The sequence below is a fragment of the Enterobacter cloacae complex sp. 277I4 genome (assembly GCF_050031465.1).
GTDB lineage: Bacteria > Pseudomonadota > Gammaproteobacteria > Enterobacterales > Enterobacteriaceae > Enterobacter > Enterobacter cloacae.
Genome location: NZ_JBLGWC010000001.1, coordinates 1338438 through 1352883, shown reverse-complemented (window position 1 = coordinate 1352883; position 14446 = coordinate 1338438). Strand labels below are relative to the sequence as shown.

Annotated in this window: 17 protein-coding genes; 7 read left to right on the top strand and 10 right to left on the bottom strand. The window is 51.7% G+C overall.

Annotated elements, in window-relative coordinates; genetic code table 11:
- Positions 1 to 4: 4 nt before the first annotated feature.
- From cutC to ACQG19_RS06460, 3 genes are all read left to right on the top strand, one after another.
- Positions 5 to 2386, top strand: a complete 2382-nt coding sequence (gene cutC / locus ACQG19_RS06470; RefSeq protein WP_246931588.1) for a choline trimethylamine-lyase — start codon at positions 5 to 7, stop codon at positions 2384 to 2386.
- The gene (locus ACQG19_RS06465) at positions 2349 to 3308 is read left to right on the top strand and encodes a glycyl-radical enzyme activating protein (protein WP_246931589.1); all 960 of its coding nucleotides are present in this window, start codon (positions 2349 to 2351) and stop codon (positions 3306 to 3308) included. Before cutC ends, ACQG19_RS06465 begins: the two co-directional genes overlap by 38 nt.
- A 196-nt stretch (positions 3309 to 3504) precedes the next feature.
- Entirely contained in the window at positions 3505 to 3723 is a 219-nt protein-coding gene (locus tag ACQG19_RS06460; RefSeq protein ID WP_029883734.1) for a YgdI/YgdR family lipoprotein, read from the top strand.
- 101 nt (positions 3724 to 3824) lie between these two features.
- Here the strand turns inward: ACQG19_RS06460 and ACQG19_RS06455 are convergent, their stop codons facing one another.
- The 4 genes from ACQG19_RS06455 to budA all read right to left on the bottom strand — a co-directional run bounded on the left by ACQG19_RS06455 (position 3825) and on the right by budA (position 7700).
- Positions 3825 to 4298: a cold-shock protein gene (locus ACQG19_RS06455; protein WP_038981039.1), complete on the bottom strand. Its 474-nt coding sequence runs from the start codon at positions 4296 to 4298 to the stop codon at positions 3825 to 3827.
- Positions 4299 to 4436: 138 nt separating this feature from the next.
- On the bottom strand, positions 4437 to 5207 hold the full coding sequence (locus ACQG19_RS06450) for a (S)-acetoin forming diacetyl reductase (protein ID WP_013097651.1): 771 nt from the start codon (positions 5205 to 5207) through the stop codon (positions 4437 to 4439).
- Positions 5208 to 5227: 20 nt separating this feature from the next.
- On the bottom strand, positions 5228 to 6949 hold the full coding sequence (gene alsS, locus ACQG19_RS06445) for an acetolactate synthase AlsS (RefSeq protein ID WP_176601416.1): 1722 nt from the start codon (positions 6947 to 6949) through the stop codon (positions 5228 to 5230).
- On the bottom strand, positions 6921 to 7700 hold the full coding sequence (budA, locus tag ACQG19_RS06440; protein ID WP_095908436.1) for an acetolactate decarboxylase: 780 nt from the start codon (positions 7698 to 7700) through the stop codon (positions 6921 to 6923). Before budA ends, alsS begins: the two co-directional genes overlap by 29 nt.
- A 105-nt stretch (positions 7701 to 7805) precedes the next feature.
- On the opposite strand from budA, the gene ACQG19_RS06435 reads away from it, so the two are divergent.
- From ACQG19_RS06435 to ACQG19_RS06425, 3 genes are all read left to right on the top strand, one after another.
- Positions 7806 to 8687: a LysR family transcriptional regulator gene (locus tag ACQG19_RS06435; RefSeq protein WP_020684590.1), complete on the top strand. Its 882-nt coding sequence runs from the start codon at positions 7806 to 7808 to the stop codon at positions 8685 to 8687.
- Positions 8688 to 8916: 229 nt separating this feature from the next.
- Positions 8917 to 9372 (top strand): hypothetical protein, encoded by a 456-nt coding sequence (locus ACQG19_RS06430; RefSeq protein ID WP_246931591.1) that lies wholly within the window; start codon positions 8917 to 8919, stop codon positions 9370 to 9372.
- Between the two features lie 98 nt (positions 9373 to 9470).
- Complete coding sequence (locus tag ACQG19_RS06425) at positions 9471 to 9944, top strand: GNAT family N-acetyltransferase (RefSeq protein ID WP_246931592.1); 474 nt, start codon at positions 9471 to 9473, stop codon at positions 9942 to 9944.
- Positions 9945 to 10036: 92 nt separating this feature from the next.
- Here the strand turns inward: ACQG19_RS06425 and ACQG19_RS06420 are convergent, their stop codons facing one another.
- Entirely contained in the window at positions 10037 to 10759 is a 723-nt protein-coding gene (locus ACQG19_RS06420; protein WP_095907491.1) for an SDR family oxidoreductase, read from the bottom strand.
- Positions 10760 to 10857: 98 nt separating this feature from the next.
- On the opposite strand from ACQG19_RS06420, the gene ACQG19_RS06415 reads away from it, so the two are divergent.
- Positions 10858 to 11757, top strand: coding sequence for a LysR substrate-binding domain-containing protein (locus ACQG19_RS06415; RefSeq protein ID WP_246931594.1), 900 nt, complete (start codon positions 10858 to 10860; stop codon positions 11755 to 11757).
- On the opposite strand, the gene ACQG19_RS06410 is transcribed toward ACQG19_RS06415, so the two are convergent.
- The 5 genes from ACQG19_RS06410 to ACQG19_RS06390 all read right to left on the bottom strand — a co-directional run bounded on the left by ACQG19_RS06410 (position 11754) and on the right by ACQG19_RS06390 (position 14438).
- Positions 11754 to 12035 (bottom strand): hypothetical protein, encoded by a 282-nt coding sequence (locus tag ACQG19_RS06410; RefSeq protein ID WP_126850885.1) that lies wholly within the window; start codon positions 12033 to 12035, stop codon positions 11754 to 11756. The genes ACQG19_RS06415 and ACQG19_RS06410 overlap by 4 nt on opposite strands.
- Positions 12036 to 12123: 88 nt before the next feature.
- Positions 12124 to 12510, bottom strand: coding sequence for a hypothetical protein (locus tag ACQG19_RS06405; protein WP_095907489.1), 387 nt, complete (start codon positions 12508 to 12510; stop codon positions 12124 to 12126).
- A gap of 44 nt (positions 12511 to 12554) precedes the next feature.
- The gene (locus ACQG19_RS06400; RefSeq protein WP_246931597.1) at positions 12555 to 13076 is read right to left on the bottom strand and encodes an SMI1/KNR4 family protein; all 522 of its coding nucleotides are present in this window, start codon (positions 13074 to 13076) and stop codon (positions 12555 to 12557) included.
- A 130-nt stretch (positions 13077 to 13206) separates the two neighbouring features.
- Complete coding sequence (locus ACQG19_RS06395; RefSeq protein WP_232519539.1) at positions 13207 to 13671, bottom strand: SMI1/KNR4 family protein; 465 nt, start codon at positions 13669 to 13671, stop codon at positions 13207 to 13209.
- Positions 13672 to 13904: 233 nt separating this feature from the next.
- Complete coding sequence (locus ACQG19_RS06390) at positions 13905 to 14438, bottom strand: SMI1/KNR4 family protein (protein WP_095907486.1); 534 nt, start codon at positions 14436 to 14438, stop codon at positions 13905 to 13907.
- Between the last annotated feature and the right edge of the window lie 8 nt (positions 14439 to 14446).

Sequence of the window (14446 nt, the reverse complement as noted above, 5' to 3'; positions counted from 1 at the left end):
CAGCATGAACACAGAACATCTTTCCCTGCGAGTGATACAGCTTCGTGATAAGTACCTGCAGGCAAAGCCTTTTGTCTCTGCACACCGGGCCGTCAGCGTCACCGAAGTGTATAAAGAAAACCCCGGGATGGATAACACCCTGTTAAGGGCGCTGGCCTTCCGCCGCGCCTGTGAAAAGGCTCCCCTGTACGTGGCCGATAATGAACTGATCGTCAGCCATCCGGCCGGGGGAGCACGGGGCGGCGAAGTCTCGCCTGAAATAAGCTGGCGCTGGGTGGCCGGAGAGCTGGATAACCTCCCCCATCGCGCGCAGGACCCGTACCAGATTGATGATGAAACACGGCGTTTGCTGCGGGAAGAGGTATTTCCTTACTGGGAAGGTCGCTCGCTGGACGAGATGGCGCAAACCCGGCTCACGACGCTCGGGCTGTGGGAGTGGTGCCACGACGACGGGATCTGCGATGTCACCATCAAAACCCAAAACGGCGGTGGCGACTCCTGCCCGGGCTACGACACGCTCCTGCTTGGCAAAGGCATAAAAGGGATTCGGGACGAAGCATCGGCACGTCTGGCTACACTCGATCCGACTACGCCCGACTATAGCGACGCCTTTAATTTTTACACGGCTATGCTGCATACCTGCGACGGTGTAGTGACCTATGCACAACGCTACTCGCGCTACCTGACGCAGCTTGCCGAAACGGAAAAGGATCCTCTGCGCAGGGACGAGCTGCTGCAGCTTGCCGACATTTGTCGTCACGTACCGGAACATCCGCCGCGCCATTTTCACGATGCGCTACAGGCAATCTGGTTCGTTCACTCTCTCTTTATGCTGGAGGAGAACCAGACCGGCATCTCTCTTGGCCGCGTCGATCAATATCTCTGGCCGCTGCTGGCACGCGATCTCAACGACGGTACGCTCACCCGGCAGCAGGCAGAAGAGCTGCTCTGCTGCTGGATGATCAAAATGGCCGAAACCCTGTGGATCTGCAGTGAACCGACGGCCATGTATTTTGCGGGTTACCAGCCTTTTATCAATCTTGTGGTGGGTGGGCAGAAACGCGAAGGCGGCGACGCCACCAACCCGCTGACCCTGATGATCATGGACTGCTCGGCACAATTAAAAATCTACCAGCCCGGGCTGGCGGTACGTATCCACAACCAGTCTCCCCAGCCGTTTATGCGCAAAGTGGTCGACGTCGTGCGCAGCGGGATGGGATTCCCGGCCTGCCACTTTGACGATGCGCATATCAGAATGATGCTACATAAAGGCTTCAGCTACGAAGACGCCCGCGACTACTGTCTGATGGGCTGCGTCGAGCCGCAGAAGTCAGGAAAAATGTACCAGTGGACCTCGGTGGGTTACACCACCTTTACGGCCGCCATCGAGCTGGCGCTGCGCAACGGCCACAATCGTGCCGGAAAGCCGTGCGGCCCGGCAACCGGCGATGTGACGCAATTTACCACGTATGAAGAGGTAGAACAGGCGGTGCGAAGCCAGCTCTCCGCCATCGTTCGCAACGCGGCACAGGCCACGCGGGTTGTGCAAAAACTGCACGCCGAGCATGCCCGTAAGCCCCTGATGTCATGCTTTATCGACGGGTGTATGGCGACGGCAAAAGATGTCACCCAGGGCGGCGCCTCCCTGAATGCCGGACCGGGCCTGATTTGGACCGGCCTCGCCGACTGCGTGAACTCGCTGATGGCGATCAAAACTCTGGTCTATGAAACCTCCCGCTTCACGTTGCCGGAGATCGTAGAAGCACTCGACCACAATTTTGTCGGCTACGACGAGATCCAGACCGCCTGTCTGCGGGCACCGAAGTACGGTAACGACATTCTGGCCGTGGACGAGATCGCACGGGAGCTGGTGCGTTTTATTGAGCAGGAGCACCGCCGGTACCGGATGCTGTATGCGCCGTTCGCCTTCGGCACGCTCTCTATCTCCAATAACACGCCGTTCGGGCTTATCACCGGCGCACTGCCCTCCGGGCGTCTGGCAGGTAAACCGCTCGCAGACGGGATAAGCCCGGCTCAGCAAACGGATTACCTCGGCCCTACCGCCATTATCAACTCCGTCAGCCGGATTAACGTTGAAGAGATGGACATTGGCATGGTGCATAACATCAAGCTGATGTACGGCATGCTGGAAACGACAGAGGGGCAGAACAGCCTGATCCACCTGCTGCGCACCGCCAGCGTTCTGGGAAATGCCCAGCTGCAGTTCAGCTACGTGGACGATGAGACGCTGCGTAAGGCCCAGCAAAATCCCGCCGACTATCGCAACCTGATGATTCGGGTAGCGGGATACAGCGCGTTCTTCGTTGAATTAAGTAAAGAGGTCCAGGATGAGATTATCAGCAGAACCACTCAGCGATCCTTCTGATCAGGTGTCCGGCTGGATCTCCAACATTCAGCGGTTTTCGTTACATGATGGGCCAGGGATCCGCAGTATTGTCTTTTTCAAAGGTTGCCAGATGCGCTGCACCTGGTGCGCCAACCCGGAGGGAATAACCCCCGGCAGGGAGCTCTTTTACCACGCTGACCGCTGCCTGCACTGCGGCAAATGCGCGGCGTTGTGCCCGACAGGGCTTCATCGGCGGATGGAGAATATTCACACCCTGGAACGCGACCGTAGCTGTACAGGCTGTGGCCTGTGCGAAGCACACTGCCCCACCGCCGCGATCGGCGTAGTTGGTGAGCATGTCAGCGCAGGGACGGTCTTTGAACGGGTGATGGCGGACGAGATTTGGTTCCGGCAGTCCGGCGGCGGCGTCACGCTGAGCGGCGGCGAAGTGGCTACCCAGCCCAATTTTGCCCGGGCGCTTATTGATCGACTGAAGACCGAGGATATTCATATCACCCTTGAAACTGCTGGCTATGCCTCCTGGCATGCGCTTCATCAGGCTTCCGCTGGCTGCAATCTGATTATGTACGATTTAAAAAGTGCAGACGACACGCTGCATAAACGTTTTACCGGCGTCAGCAATAAAACGATTGTGCGCAATCTTGCCCGGTTATTACAGGGAGATCAGCAGATCATTATCCGCATCCCGGTGATCCCTGGATTTAATGACGCACCGGATCAGGCGGCGAAGTTACTGGCGTTAATTGCTTCATTGACCCACGGACGGCGTAATTTTCTGGGTGTCGAGTTATTGCCCTACCACCGCTTCGGGACAGGGAAATATAAATTACTCAGCAGGGATTACGGCTGGAATTGCCATTCCGCCAATGTCGATCGCTTCCTGCATATTGCCGGGCACTATCACCTGCCGGTGAACGTCTCGGGTACGCTGGCTGGATAACGGAGAGAAAAGAATGTTAACGAACCCCCATGACAAACAGGAAAAAGTTGTCACGCCACTTGAACGCCGCGCCGTCATAGGCTCGCTCATATTTATATTCATAATCTATGCAGTGTTACTGATGACTCAATTTTAATGACTGGATTATCAGTAACGCCTTTCGGCCCGTCGTGGCTTTTTTAAATCAGGTATGAAGATGAAGAAGTTAGTTGCAGTTTTTAGTCTGGTATTTCTGTCACTTACCCTTGCAGGATGTTCAAGTGACTATGTCTTACAGAAGAAAAATGGTGAGATGATTATTACGCATGGAAAACCAGAAGTTGATGATGATAACGGTTTAATTACCTATGAAGATGTTGCCGGAAATGAACATGCCATCAACCGCGACCAAATTGTTCAGATGATCGAGAAATAACCCCTGCGGGAATGATGTGGATCGCCTGAACAGGCAACCATTTTACCCTCTTCTCTTCAGGGAAGAGGGTCAGAATGCACGAAACGCCACCCGGCAACAGATTACTTCAGCAGCTTAACCGTGGCATCGATATCGATTTCATCTTCGGTAAAGATCAGCGTGGTGTTCTGGAAGGTGGTGATCGCCAGCTTCTTCACCGTGCGCATTTCGCCCGGTTTTTTGTCGGTTTTCGGTTTGATGTTATTCATCAGCAGCCCGACAGACAGCACCGCGTTCTCTTTGTCGATGCCCGTATCCGCAGGCTCTTCTTCGCTAAACACCACGAAGGATTTGATGGAGGTGAGCTTCACGCGCTCGCCCGCAATATAGAGGTGCTTACTTTCCGGGATCACCTTCACCGCATAGGCGGAAAGGCCTTTGTTATTGGTGGTTGGCTCAAAAGTCACCGCCGCATCTTTCTTGATCAGATCAGGGTTGGCGACCTTAATCACATGAAAATAGCGGTTGTCACCGTTTTCATCTTTGATAAATCCAAAGCCTTTATCTTTAAACCACGTTGTGATTGTACCGTTCATCGCTGTTACCGCCTGTCAAATCGTCATGACTAAAGTTTTGCAGCGCGCAGTGTAATGCACAATGGCGGAGGAGACAAAAAAAAGCCCCTGCACGGGGGCAGGGGAAAACTCATGTCAGAGCTTATTAGTATTACGTTTTTAGTTGAACACCATCCCACCATCGATTAACAGAGACTGGCCGGTCATGTAGTCGGAATCTGGCCCGGCGAGATACGAAACGCAGGCGGCGACATCTTCCGGTTCGGACAGGCGGCCAAGCGTAATACGTTTGGCAAAGGTTTCGGTGCCATAGCCAAGCGGTTTACCTGCCGCCTCTGACACCTGGCGGTCAATCTCCGCCCACATTGGCGTTTTCACGATGCCCGGGCAGTAGGCGTTAACGGTGATCCCCAGCGGCGCGAGATCCCGTGCTGCGGTCTGGGTTAAGCCACGAACCGCGAATTTACTGGAGCTGTATACCGCCAGTTCGGGGTTACCGGTATGGCCCGCCTGGGAGCAGGCATTGATGATCTTGCCGCCGTGTCCCTCTTTGCGAAACGCGTCAATCGCGGCCTGCATGCCCCAGATCACCCCTTTGACGTTGATGTTGTAGACCTTGTCGACAATCTCCGGCGTGATGGATTCGATGGGCGTAGACGGCGCAATCCCGGCATTATTCACAATCACGTTGAAACCGCCCAGCGCGGTGCGGGCTTTCTCAACCGCCGCAAACACCTGGTCGCGGTCAGAGACATCCACCTTCACGGCGATGGCATTACCGCCGTTACGGATGATTTCATCGGCAACGGCTCGCGCCGTCTCATCGTTATAGTCGGCGATAGCGACGGCAAAGCCATCTTTCACCAGGCGCAGCGCAATCGCTTTACCAATCCCCTGGCCTGAGCCGGTTACGAGAGCAACTTTTTGCATTTCTCTGTCCTTATAGTGAGTCACAAAATCTGGCTGAGATGGAGCTGGCCCATCAGCAGCGGGTTATCGCTGTAGTCAACGGGAATGGCCACCACGGCCGGGCCATTCACATCCATCGCCGCACGCAGCGTCGGTTCAAGGGCATCGGCGCTCTCCACGGCAAAACCCCTGGCGCCAAAGGCATCGGCATAGGCTTTGAAATCGACCGGGCCGAACTCCACGCCGGAAAGGCGCTGGTATTTTTTCTCTTCCTGAATGGCGACCATGTTGTAGCCGTTATCCACCCAGATGATGTGCAGCACGTTGGCATTAAGACGCACGGCGGTTTCCAGCTCCATGCTTGACTGCAGGAAGCCGCCGTCGCCGGACACCGAGACCACTTTGCGCCCGGGGTTGACCAGCCACGCGCCAATAGCCCACGGCAGCGCAACGCCCATGGTCTGCTGACCGTTGGAGATCATCACCTGACGCGCCCGGAAGCTGTAGAGGTAGCGGGCGATCCAGATGTGGAAGCTGCCCATGTCGACGGTCAGGGTCACGTCGTTATTCACGATGTCCTGCATGGCCCGCACGATACGCAGCGGATGCAGGGCAAACTGGTTGAGCGAGGCACCGCGGCGATCGAGCAGATCGCGCTGATGCTGGCGATCGACCAGGATCTCTGACGCACGCTGGCTCAGCTCCAGCTTGTGATCGATCCGGTTAGCGAGCAGGTTCAGCGTTTCGGCGATATCCCCAACCAGCTCCAGATCCGGTACATAATTGCGTTCTTCATAGGCCGGCAGCACGTCAATGTGCACCAGCGTGGCGTCGCCACTGTTCCACATGGAAGGCTCATACTCCACCGGGCTGTAGCCGATGCAGATAATCAGATCCGCCAGATGCAGCAGCCTGTCGCCCGCCTGGTTATTGAACAGACCGACGCGTCCGGCAAAGCGGGTGAAGTGCTCCTGGTTCACCGCCCCGGCGGCCTGATAAGTGCTGGTGACCGGAATGCGGCTTTTCTCCAGCAGCTTACGCAGCGCCGCGCTGTTGGCAGGCTGGCTCGCCATCAGCCCCAGCAGGATCACCGGGTTTTTGGCTTTGTCGATGAGCTTCGCCACATCGTTAATGGCCGATTCGGGAGCCGGGCCCATCAGCGCCGGGCCGCTGGCCGGTAAAATCGCGCCCGTAGCGGGCTGGTCAACAATATCCTGCGGCAGGCTGACGAACGCGCCCCCCGGCCTGCCGTGCTCGGCGGCACGAAACGCATTCGATACCACTTCAGCAATCGCATCCGGAGAGCTGACTTCCACTGCGTATTTGGTGACCGGGCTGAACATGGCAACCGTGTCCATGCTCTGGTGCACCAGTTTGGCTTTATCCGCCCGCTTCACCGCTCCGCCCAGCGCCACCACCGGGTCGCCTTCGCTGTTGGCGGTGGCAATGCCGGTGATCAGGTTCGAACAGCCCGGCCCGGAGGTAACCAGCGCCACCCCTGCCTTGCCGGTCAGACGCCCTACCGCCGCCGCCATGAACGCCGCATTCGCCTCGTGGCGTACCGGGATGATTTCGATGGACGAATCCAGCAGGGAGTCAAAGACTTTGTCGATTTTCGCCCCCGGGATCCCGAACACCTGCTTCACGCCCTGCGCTTCCAGCTGGCCGACAACCATATCGGCGCCGTGCGCCCACTGACGTGACTGTTTCTCACTGTTCACGGTAGTTCTCCTGTTAGTTTTCGACGGAACGGATCGCTGCATCAAGGTTGCTGGGGTGAAGGTTGGCCTGTAAAAACGCGCTGTCGGCGGGCAGGTCAATCATTAGCTTGTGTATTTCGCCAAAGGTGAGCACGCCGCTCTCCAGCTGGTAATCCAGCAGATGTCCCCCACCCTGACGGTCGTCGGTAATGAAATGTTCGTGATAGCCAGCCACGTTGATGCCCTGCATATGCTGCGGCGTGCGGAACCCGACCAGTACCCCTTCGCGCTGGTTAAAGCGGAACACCGGCTGGTCGTCCAGCACGTCGGTCATCGCGCGGTATGGCGGCGTCTGACGCGGTACGGTACGGGTGTGGGCGTGGCGGAAGTTGCCGTCGATGCGCAGCGCGCAGAACAGGTTATCCGAGGGAATTTGCTGGTCGATCACGTCGTGGATCTGCTGACGGCTGACCGGCGCATCAAAAATTTTGCGGTACTGCGGCTGGAACCAGGTCATCACCGCGAACGGCGTTTTCTGCTCTGGCTTCGCGGCGCGTGCACTGCCGTCGGCGCGCAGCTGGTACACCTGGCTGCTGAAGGCAATCATTTCGCCGTCCAGCTCGTTGAAGGTGCCCAGACCAAAATCACCGTGTGCCAGCAGATCGGCGATGGTGGTGTCCCCCTCGTAGACGCCGCTTAGCAGGGCGCTCATTAGCGATGTCTGATAGATCACGCTGTCAGGATGCTTAGCGGAGAACCCGCGCAGGGTCTCGCATAAGCTCGCCTCACAGTCGCAGGCAGATGAGTGCATCATCATGCTCGTCCTCTTCAACTTTATTTATAAAGGTTAAATAAATGTTGACCCGATTCAGCAGAGAGTTCCAATATAGAATCCATGCTGGTTTGAGACGTTTTTGATATGGAACTTCGTTATCTGCGGTATTTTGTCGCGGTTGCACGCGAGCGACACTTCACCAGGGCGGCCAAAGCGCTGGGTATTTCACAGCCTCCTCTGAGTCAGCAGATCAAACGGCTCGAAGAGGAAGTGGGCACGCCGCTGTTCAGGCGTCTGACGAGAGGTGTGGAGCTAACCGAAGCGGGAGAAGCCTTCTACGAGGACGCCTGTAAGATCCTGGCGCTGAGCGACGCCGCGCTGGAGAAAGCCCGCGGCATCGCGCGCGGTCTGAACGGTAACCTGTCGATTGGCATCACCAGTTCAGATGCTTTTCATCCCAAAATTTTCGCGCTCATTCGTCAGTTTCAGGTACAGAACATGGCGGTGCAGGTACACCAGGTGGAGGCCAATATGTCTTCGCTGACGGCGATGCTGGCGGAGGGGGAACTGGATATCGCCTTCGTGCGGCTGCCGTGTGAGAGCAGCAAGGCATTCGAGTTAAAAATCCTCGACCGGGAGCCGATGGTGGTGGCACTGCATCGCGACCATCCGCTCGCAACAAGCGGCGATCTGGCGCTGGAGCAGCTTCGGGATACGCCAGTGGTGTTGTTCCCGCAGGAAGTCGCGCCCGGCCTGTTCGACCGGGTTTACAGCTGTTGCGAACGGGCCGGAATAGACGTACAGCACGCGCTGCAGTCGTCTCAGCTCTCGTCCTCCCTGAGCATGGTCTCTGCAGGCGGCGGCTTCGCGCTGGTGCCGAAATCGATGGCGGCCATCTCTCCGCCGAATGTCACCTACCACGCGCTGAGCTCACCGGAGCTTTATACCGATATCGCGCTGTGCTGGCGGCGCTTTGAACGCTCGCGGACGGTGAAGCGGTTCTTGACGATGATAAGCGAGGAGTAGCGGCCGGTTTGGTTGGTGGTTTTTGTAGGCCGGATAAGACATAACCGCCATCCGGCAATGCCCTTCTGGAAGCCGCCTCGCAAACCTGCAAGCAACCTTATGTAATTCATGGGCATCCCTTTTCTTCCTTTTTTTGCCGCCGTAAAGTGCCTGCGTTGCGGCACATCCGCAACCGGGGCCAGGAACCCACAAGCATGACGCGACATTTTTTACCTGAAGAGGATGCCCAATGACGACTCTCCCTGGATTTTCTTACTCGCTCGCTGAAGAAAGCGCGGTGTATCACCTTACTCATCTGCCCCTTCCCGATTCTGCGGATCTGTTCGAACTGGCAGACACCTGCGCCGCCTGTGTCAGCGTGCTGATTGAAACCGACGATGCCTTTACCCATGCCATCCTTTGCGAGCGTCTGCTGGCGGTACTGAAACGCCTGCGTGAACGTTGCGATGCAGAACTCCCCTCGCATCTGGTTGAGCAACTGATTGCGGGGGAAAAGATCGTTTCCTGTGTGCCGGACTGCTGGCAGGAGACGACGTTGCAGGTGGATTATGCGCTGGCACTTACGCGTGCGGTAAGGGGCGGTACGCAGCCTGCGGACGTGGCAAAAGACCTGACCGGGCTGCTGCACGATATGGTCTGGCTGCTGGCGGAGTTTGTGAAAGAGCCTTATATCCCGGCGCACTGAGCCAGGTAGCGGCTGATAATCCCGGACGATTCAGGCATTACAATTTCGATAGCGAATGATAAGGTAGATTTCCCCACTCACTTACGGGCAGGACAAAAGTGAATATTTCAGAGAAATATGAATGGAGTAAGAATAACTACCTGGTGAGTACAGACAGAGAAAAACTGGATGTACAGGCCATCCATCGATATTTAACGAGATCGACCTGGGCAAAAGGCATTCCTCTGGATATTGTCTCTGCGTCAGTCGAAAACAGCCTTAACTTCGGCGTCTACCATAAAGAAAATCAGATTGGTTTTGCTCGCCTGATAACAAATTACGCTACCTTCGCCTACCTTTGCGATGTTTATGTGCTTGAAGAATACCAGGGTGAAGGGCTCGGAAGATGGGTTATGGAATGCATACATAGTCACCCCATTTTTGATCGGCTCCGCAGGGTGATGTTATTTACAACCACAGCGCCCTGGCTTTATGAAAAGTTTGGCTACGAGCCGGTAAACAGAGAAAACTATGCATGGACTATTACGCGTCCTGATATTTACACCGGTGGAAAAAGCCTGACTGATAAATAGACCTAAAACAATTGCAAACGCTATCAGCCAGGCATGCATTACCGGGTAATATATTTTTAGATAAAAATGAATGTAATGATCCGCGTTGTGCTTCAGTTTGCAGATGCAGTTGGTCTGATGGTGATTTCTGTTGTATCAACGCTTTCCGGCGCCTCAATGATATGCCTTACGGCACGAGCAATGTCAGCAGGTTGAAGTGCAACAGCGCGGTAAACATCCATCGCCGCCATGGTTTCTGCATGGGTAATGGTTGATGCCAGTTCACTTTCCACTACGCCAGGATTAACGCACGTTACGCGAATTTTAGAGCTTTCCTGTCGTAAACCATCTGAAATAGCCCGTACCGCAAATTTAGAGGCACAGTACACTGCCGCCGTTGGCACAACGGAAAGTGCACCAATAGAGCCAATGTTTATTATCTGACCAGATTCCTGCGCTTCCATCAGCGGAAGCACAGCGCCAATACCCCACAGCACACCCTTGATATTAACGTCAATGATGCGTTCCCATTCATCCTGTTTGCCAGCCGAAAGCGGTGAAAGCGGCATAACGCCCGCATTGTTGATAAGAACATCAACACGGCCCCAGTTATCCAGCGCGGCCTGTACGAAGCCAGCCATAGACTGTCGGTTTGTGACATCTAGCTGCTGGGCTTTCGCGATACCACCCGCACTGCAAATTTCTGCGGCAATCGCCTCGGTACGCTCCACTCTGCGTGCTCCCAGTAAAACCTTCGCGCCTGCCGTTCCCAGCTCTCTGGCAATGCCTTCTCCAATACCACTTGATGCGCCGGTGATTAATATCACTTTATCCATAATGCTCTCCTTCAGTTGGGTTCGAAGAGATAATAGAACTTGATGATTAGTTCCAGTATCCTGCTTTTACTGGACTAACTGGTTAGCAGCGTTAAACAATGAAGATTGATCTTAACCTTTTACCCGTTTTCATGGCGGTGGCAGAGGAGCATAGTTTCATTAAGGCCGCGGTACGGCTGGGCGTTACCCGTTCGGCGGTCAGTCAGGGAATACGACGGCTTGAGGATGCCTTTGGGACAATGCTGGTCATGCGCACGACACGCTCAGTGAATTTAACGGAAGCGGGAGAACGGCTGCATAAATCTCTGTCATTACCGGTAGCCGGTATTGAAGCCGCATTCGATGATATGGCTTCTGACGATATGCCACGTGGCCTTCTCAGGATTGCAGTGACCTCGATTGCGGAAGAATTTCTTTCGGGTCCGCTAATCGCCTCGTTTGCGGCTGCGAACCCAGCGGTGACGCTTGATATTGTTGTCACGGATGAGGAGTTTGATATCGTGGCAGCAGGTTACGATGCTGGCGTGAGGCTCGGAGAAGTCATTGAAAAAGATATGATTGCTATTCCGCTTACCGGAAAGCAACGTGAAATGGTGGTTGCCTCTCCCTCCTATCTCTCAGCCAACGGCATACCCGCTCACCCGCGTAAGCTGATGCATCATCGATGCATTGGCTGGCGACCAGCCCCGAATGTTGCGCCTTATCGCTGGCCATTTGAAGAGAACGGAAAAGCGTTCGACCTGTCGATTGAACCGCAGATTACAACTAACGATCTGCGTCTGATGCTGAGGCTGGCACTTGCCGGTGGCGGCATAACGCTTGCCACTCAGGAAACATTCAGGCCGTATATTGAAGGAGGTCAGCTTGTATCATTGCTTGATGATTTTCTTCCCCATTTTCCTGGCTTTTATCTGTACTTCCCTCAGCGTCGCAATATTGCGCCAAAGCTCCGCGCCCTGATTGACCATGTCAGGGAATGGCGGCAGCAATCTGCTTAATCGGAGGCGTGGCTGCGCCCGGCGGCGCTACGCTTGCACGGGCCTACGGTGAGTGTCGAGGCGGGTTTGTTTGATGATGGCAATTGATGATTGGTTTTCGCAGGTAAGGCGTAGCCGCCACCCGGCAATGCAGCTCTTAAAGCCGCATCCTGTTCGATCAGGACGTTGGCTAATAATCTTGAAAACATTTGTCGTGCAGGTGAGTGCATTTGGGGGGATTGATCAGGAGGATCATTATGCGATGTGCTAAAGGCTTTATTTGGGTCGTAAATATTCATGATATAAAACCCGATCCTGCTACTCCTGCAGCAGGCGGTAGTCCTGCCACAGGAATGGGTCTGCCCGATCGGATAGACATAACTAATTTTATAAAAATACTGTTTCGCCACTACCAATTTTCTTCACTTCAAGCCCTTTAAATTTGATGCCAATCCCATGTTCCTGATCCAAATCGGTCGAGAACATGAACCCAAATTCATTGTCCTCATCTGGGGAAAGATAAACTTTCAGCAAAATCAAGTCTTTTGCCTCCACACCATAAATACGCTTGCTATATACCTGGGTTTCAGTTGCGATTTTCTCGAAAAAATCTTTCTGTTTCTTAATAAGAAAATCGATGTCTTTTTTCATTTTCTCATCGACCGAATCAGATTCAAGTTTTATGCACTGGACGAGAAAAGGACCAAATGCAGATAATACAAAATCGACTGAGATACCTTCATCATCTTCATAAAATTCCATATCCACTGGCATTGAAAACCTCTTTATTATGAGTTTCATACTTTTTAAAATAAAAATCACAGATCAATAGTTACATTCATTCCTGTGCTAAGTGACAAATCACAAATCCTCTCGTAAAAATCGGTAAAGTCATTACTAATTCTATAAATATTTCCACACTCATTTTTCTCAGCGATGTCAAACTTTTGGATATCATCCTCTGCATGCAGATGTGTTCTATCCCAATAATAAACACCCTGGCTTTTACTGCCATTTAATATAAGGTAAAAATTACCTCCAGAATCATCGCCAATGATTAATTTATCATCAATAAAATCAAGTTCATTTAAAAAATTCTCATTTTGACGAAAAATGTCGTGATTAGGGTTTTTCATATTCATTCCAAAAAGAGCATGAAAAGCGATAATCCCTTCATCGACATCTACGTACTCCAGCTCACAAAAATCCGGAGATTTTACAACAAAACCATTTTTCAAGCTGAGAAATTCTTTATAATCTTCTGGTAAACTGACTTTGAATTTTTCCTCCAAAATTCTAATCTCATCTTTTGTTTTGGATTGACCACATGAAATAGGCATAAGCTATCCTTAGTATATAATTCCTTGATGTTAGATAATCCACCCAAGAAAAAAATCAAACTACAATTAATTTTTATATACATAATTTATTGTAGTAATAAAGTCGGAAAAACTATCTCGACTTCTTATTTCAAATGCTTTCGAACTTGATAACAGGTGGGGGAAAATCATCAGGGAATGATTTACATCTAATTTTATTTTTTAATAATCTTTTAACAAAATCAGTAAACCCACCATCAAAATACTCAACTTCAGGTGATCTTGCTGCAATAATAGCAACAGTCCATAACTCACTATTATCTTTAGAATTTACGACCCAGAATAGATAATCCCCATTATCGGTAACTCCTAACGGAATCAACCCATTATCCTTGGGATACAGTTGATAATGATAATAATCCTTATCTGACTCAATTAGATAATTAAGGTCTTCCAAAATAAATTTATATTGTTCAAAAAAGTTGACATCTTCATTTTTACTAAAGGGGTTAAAAATAACAATAAAGTCCGCGATGCGACCTGAACCATACTCATTTATAAATTCAATATAATCAGAGGGGAAAGATAAACTATCCTCAATCAGTGGCCATTTCATTCCCTTTCCTGAATCCGAAGGGGCGACAGGTGCTGCTAGTATTGTAACCAGTTTATTTATCAACATAGCATGCGTTCCAATATTGATATGAACAGCTTTTAATCGGGCCTGAACATCTATCAAAATAACCAAATTTGGGAATCAATTTTCATTCCACAGAACTTTTATTACTAGTACGCTGTTCATAAATAAAAATCGGGAAATATCCAAGAGATACTCCCCGTAAAGAAACATTATATACCATTCCAGAAAGAAATATCATTTGCCCCTGTTGAATTTATAATTTCCGTTAGCGGGCATGCTTTTAAGAAATGCGAACCAATACCTCTGATAAATAGTTCAAAAGTATCAGCTATCGATTCCCATCCATCCATAGTTTGTTCACTTGTAATAGCATAAACTTTGCCATTATGAGTATTAAGTAAGATTGTATAAGGGTCTGATATTGCAATACATATCACACCATCTGGTCTATGCTCGCCAATCCACCAATGGTTAAACTCATCATTGTTAATCCTGACTATTTTCTCCAAATAATCATCGCCATGGCCGAAAGATATATTCCCCAAAGAGAAGTTATCAATATCATAATTATTGACAAACTCAATAAAATCCTTTGGGAAATTTACACCAAGTCTTTCCTCAGAATGCTGGATATTATTTACAGGCACCATTCTTTTTTTCAAAATCAAATCATCCATTTCTCCATTAAAAGGAGAGAACTTCTCATTCAACTTAACTTCAATTTCATTTATTGTTAACAACATAACTATTA

Excerpts from the sequence above, each read along its gene's own strand:
- cutC (WP_246931588.1), top strand. The coding sequence starts at position 5 with ATGAACACAGAACATCTTTCCCTGCGAGTGATACAGCTTCGTGATAAG.
- ACQG19_RS06465 (WP_246931589.1), top strand. The coding sequence starts at position 2,349 with ATGAGATTATCAGCAGAACCACTCAGCGATCCTTCTGATCAGGTGTCC.
- ACQG19_RS06460 (WP_029883734.1), top strand. The coding sequence starts at position 3,505 with ATGAAGAAGTTAGTTGCAGTTTTTAGTCTGGTATTTCTGTCACTTACC.
- ACQG19_RS06455 (WP_038981039.1), bottom strand. The coding sequence starts at position 4,298 with ATGAACGGTACAATCACAACGTGGTTTAAAGATAAAGGCTTTGGATTT.
- ACQG19_RS06450 (WP_013097651.1), bottom strand. The coding sequence starts at position 5,207 with ATGCAAAAAGTTGCTCTCGTAACCGGCTCAGGCCAGGGGATTGGTAAA.
- alsS (WP_176601416.1), bottom strand. The coding sequence starts at position 6,949 with ATGCAGCGATCCGTTCCGTCGAAAACTAACAGGAGAACTACCGTGAAC.
- budA (WP_095908436.1), bottom strand. The coding sequence starts at position 7,700 with ATGATGCACTCATCTGCCTGCGACTGTGAGGCGAGCTTATGCGAGACC.
- ACQG19_RS06435 (WP_020684590.1), top strand. The coding sequence starts at position 7,806 with ATGGAACTTCGTTATCTGCGGTATTTTGTCGCGGTTGCACGCGAGCGA.
- ACQG19_RS06430 (WP_246931591.1), top strand. The coding sequence starts at position 8,917 with ATGACGACTCTCCCTGGATTTTCTTACTCGCTCGCTGAAGAAAGCGCG.
- ACQG19_RS06420 (WP_095907491.1), bottom strand. The coding sequence starts at position 10,759 with ATGGATAAAGTGATATTAATCACCGGCGCATCAAGTGGTATTGGAGAA.
- ACQG19_RS06415 (WP_246931594.1), top strand. The coding sequence starts at position 10,858 with ATGAAGATTGATCTTAACCTTTTACCCGTTTTCATGGCGGTGGCAGAG.
- ACQG19_RS06410 (WP_126850885.1), bottom strand. The coding sequence starts at position 12,035 with ATGAATATTTACGACCCAAATAAAGCCTTTAGCACATCGCATAATGAT.
- ACQG19_RS06405 (WP_095907489.1), bottom strand. The coding sequence starts at position 12,510 with ATGCCAGTGGATATGGAATTTTATGAAGATGATGAAGGTATCTCAGTC.
- ACQG19_RS06400 (WP_246931597.1), bottom strand. The coding sequence starts at position 13,076 with ATGCCTATTTCATGTGGTCAATCCAAAACAAAAGATGAGATTAGAATT.
- ACQG19_RS06395 (WP_232519539.1), bottom strand. The coding sequence starts at position 13,671 with ATGAAATGGCCACTGATTGAGGATAGTTTATCTTTCCCCTCTGATTAT.
- ACQG19_RS06390 (WP_095907486.1), bottom strand. The coding sequence starts at position 14,438 with ATGTTGTTAACAATAAATGAAATTGAAGTTAAGTTGAATGAGAAGTTC.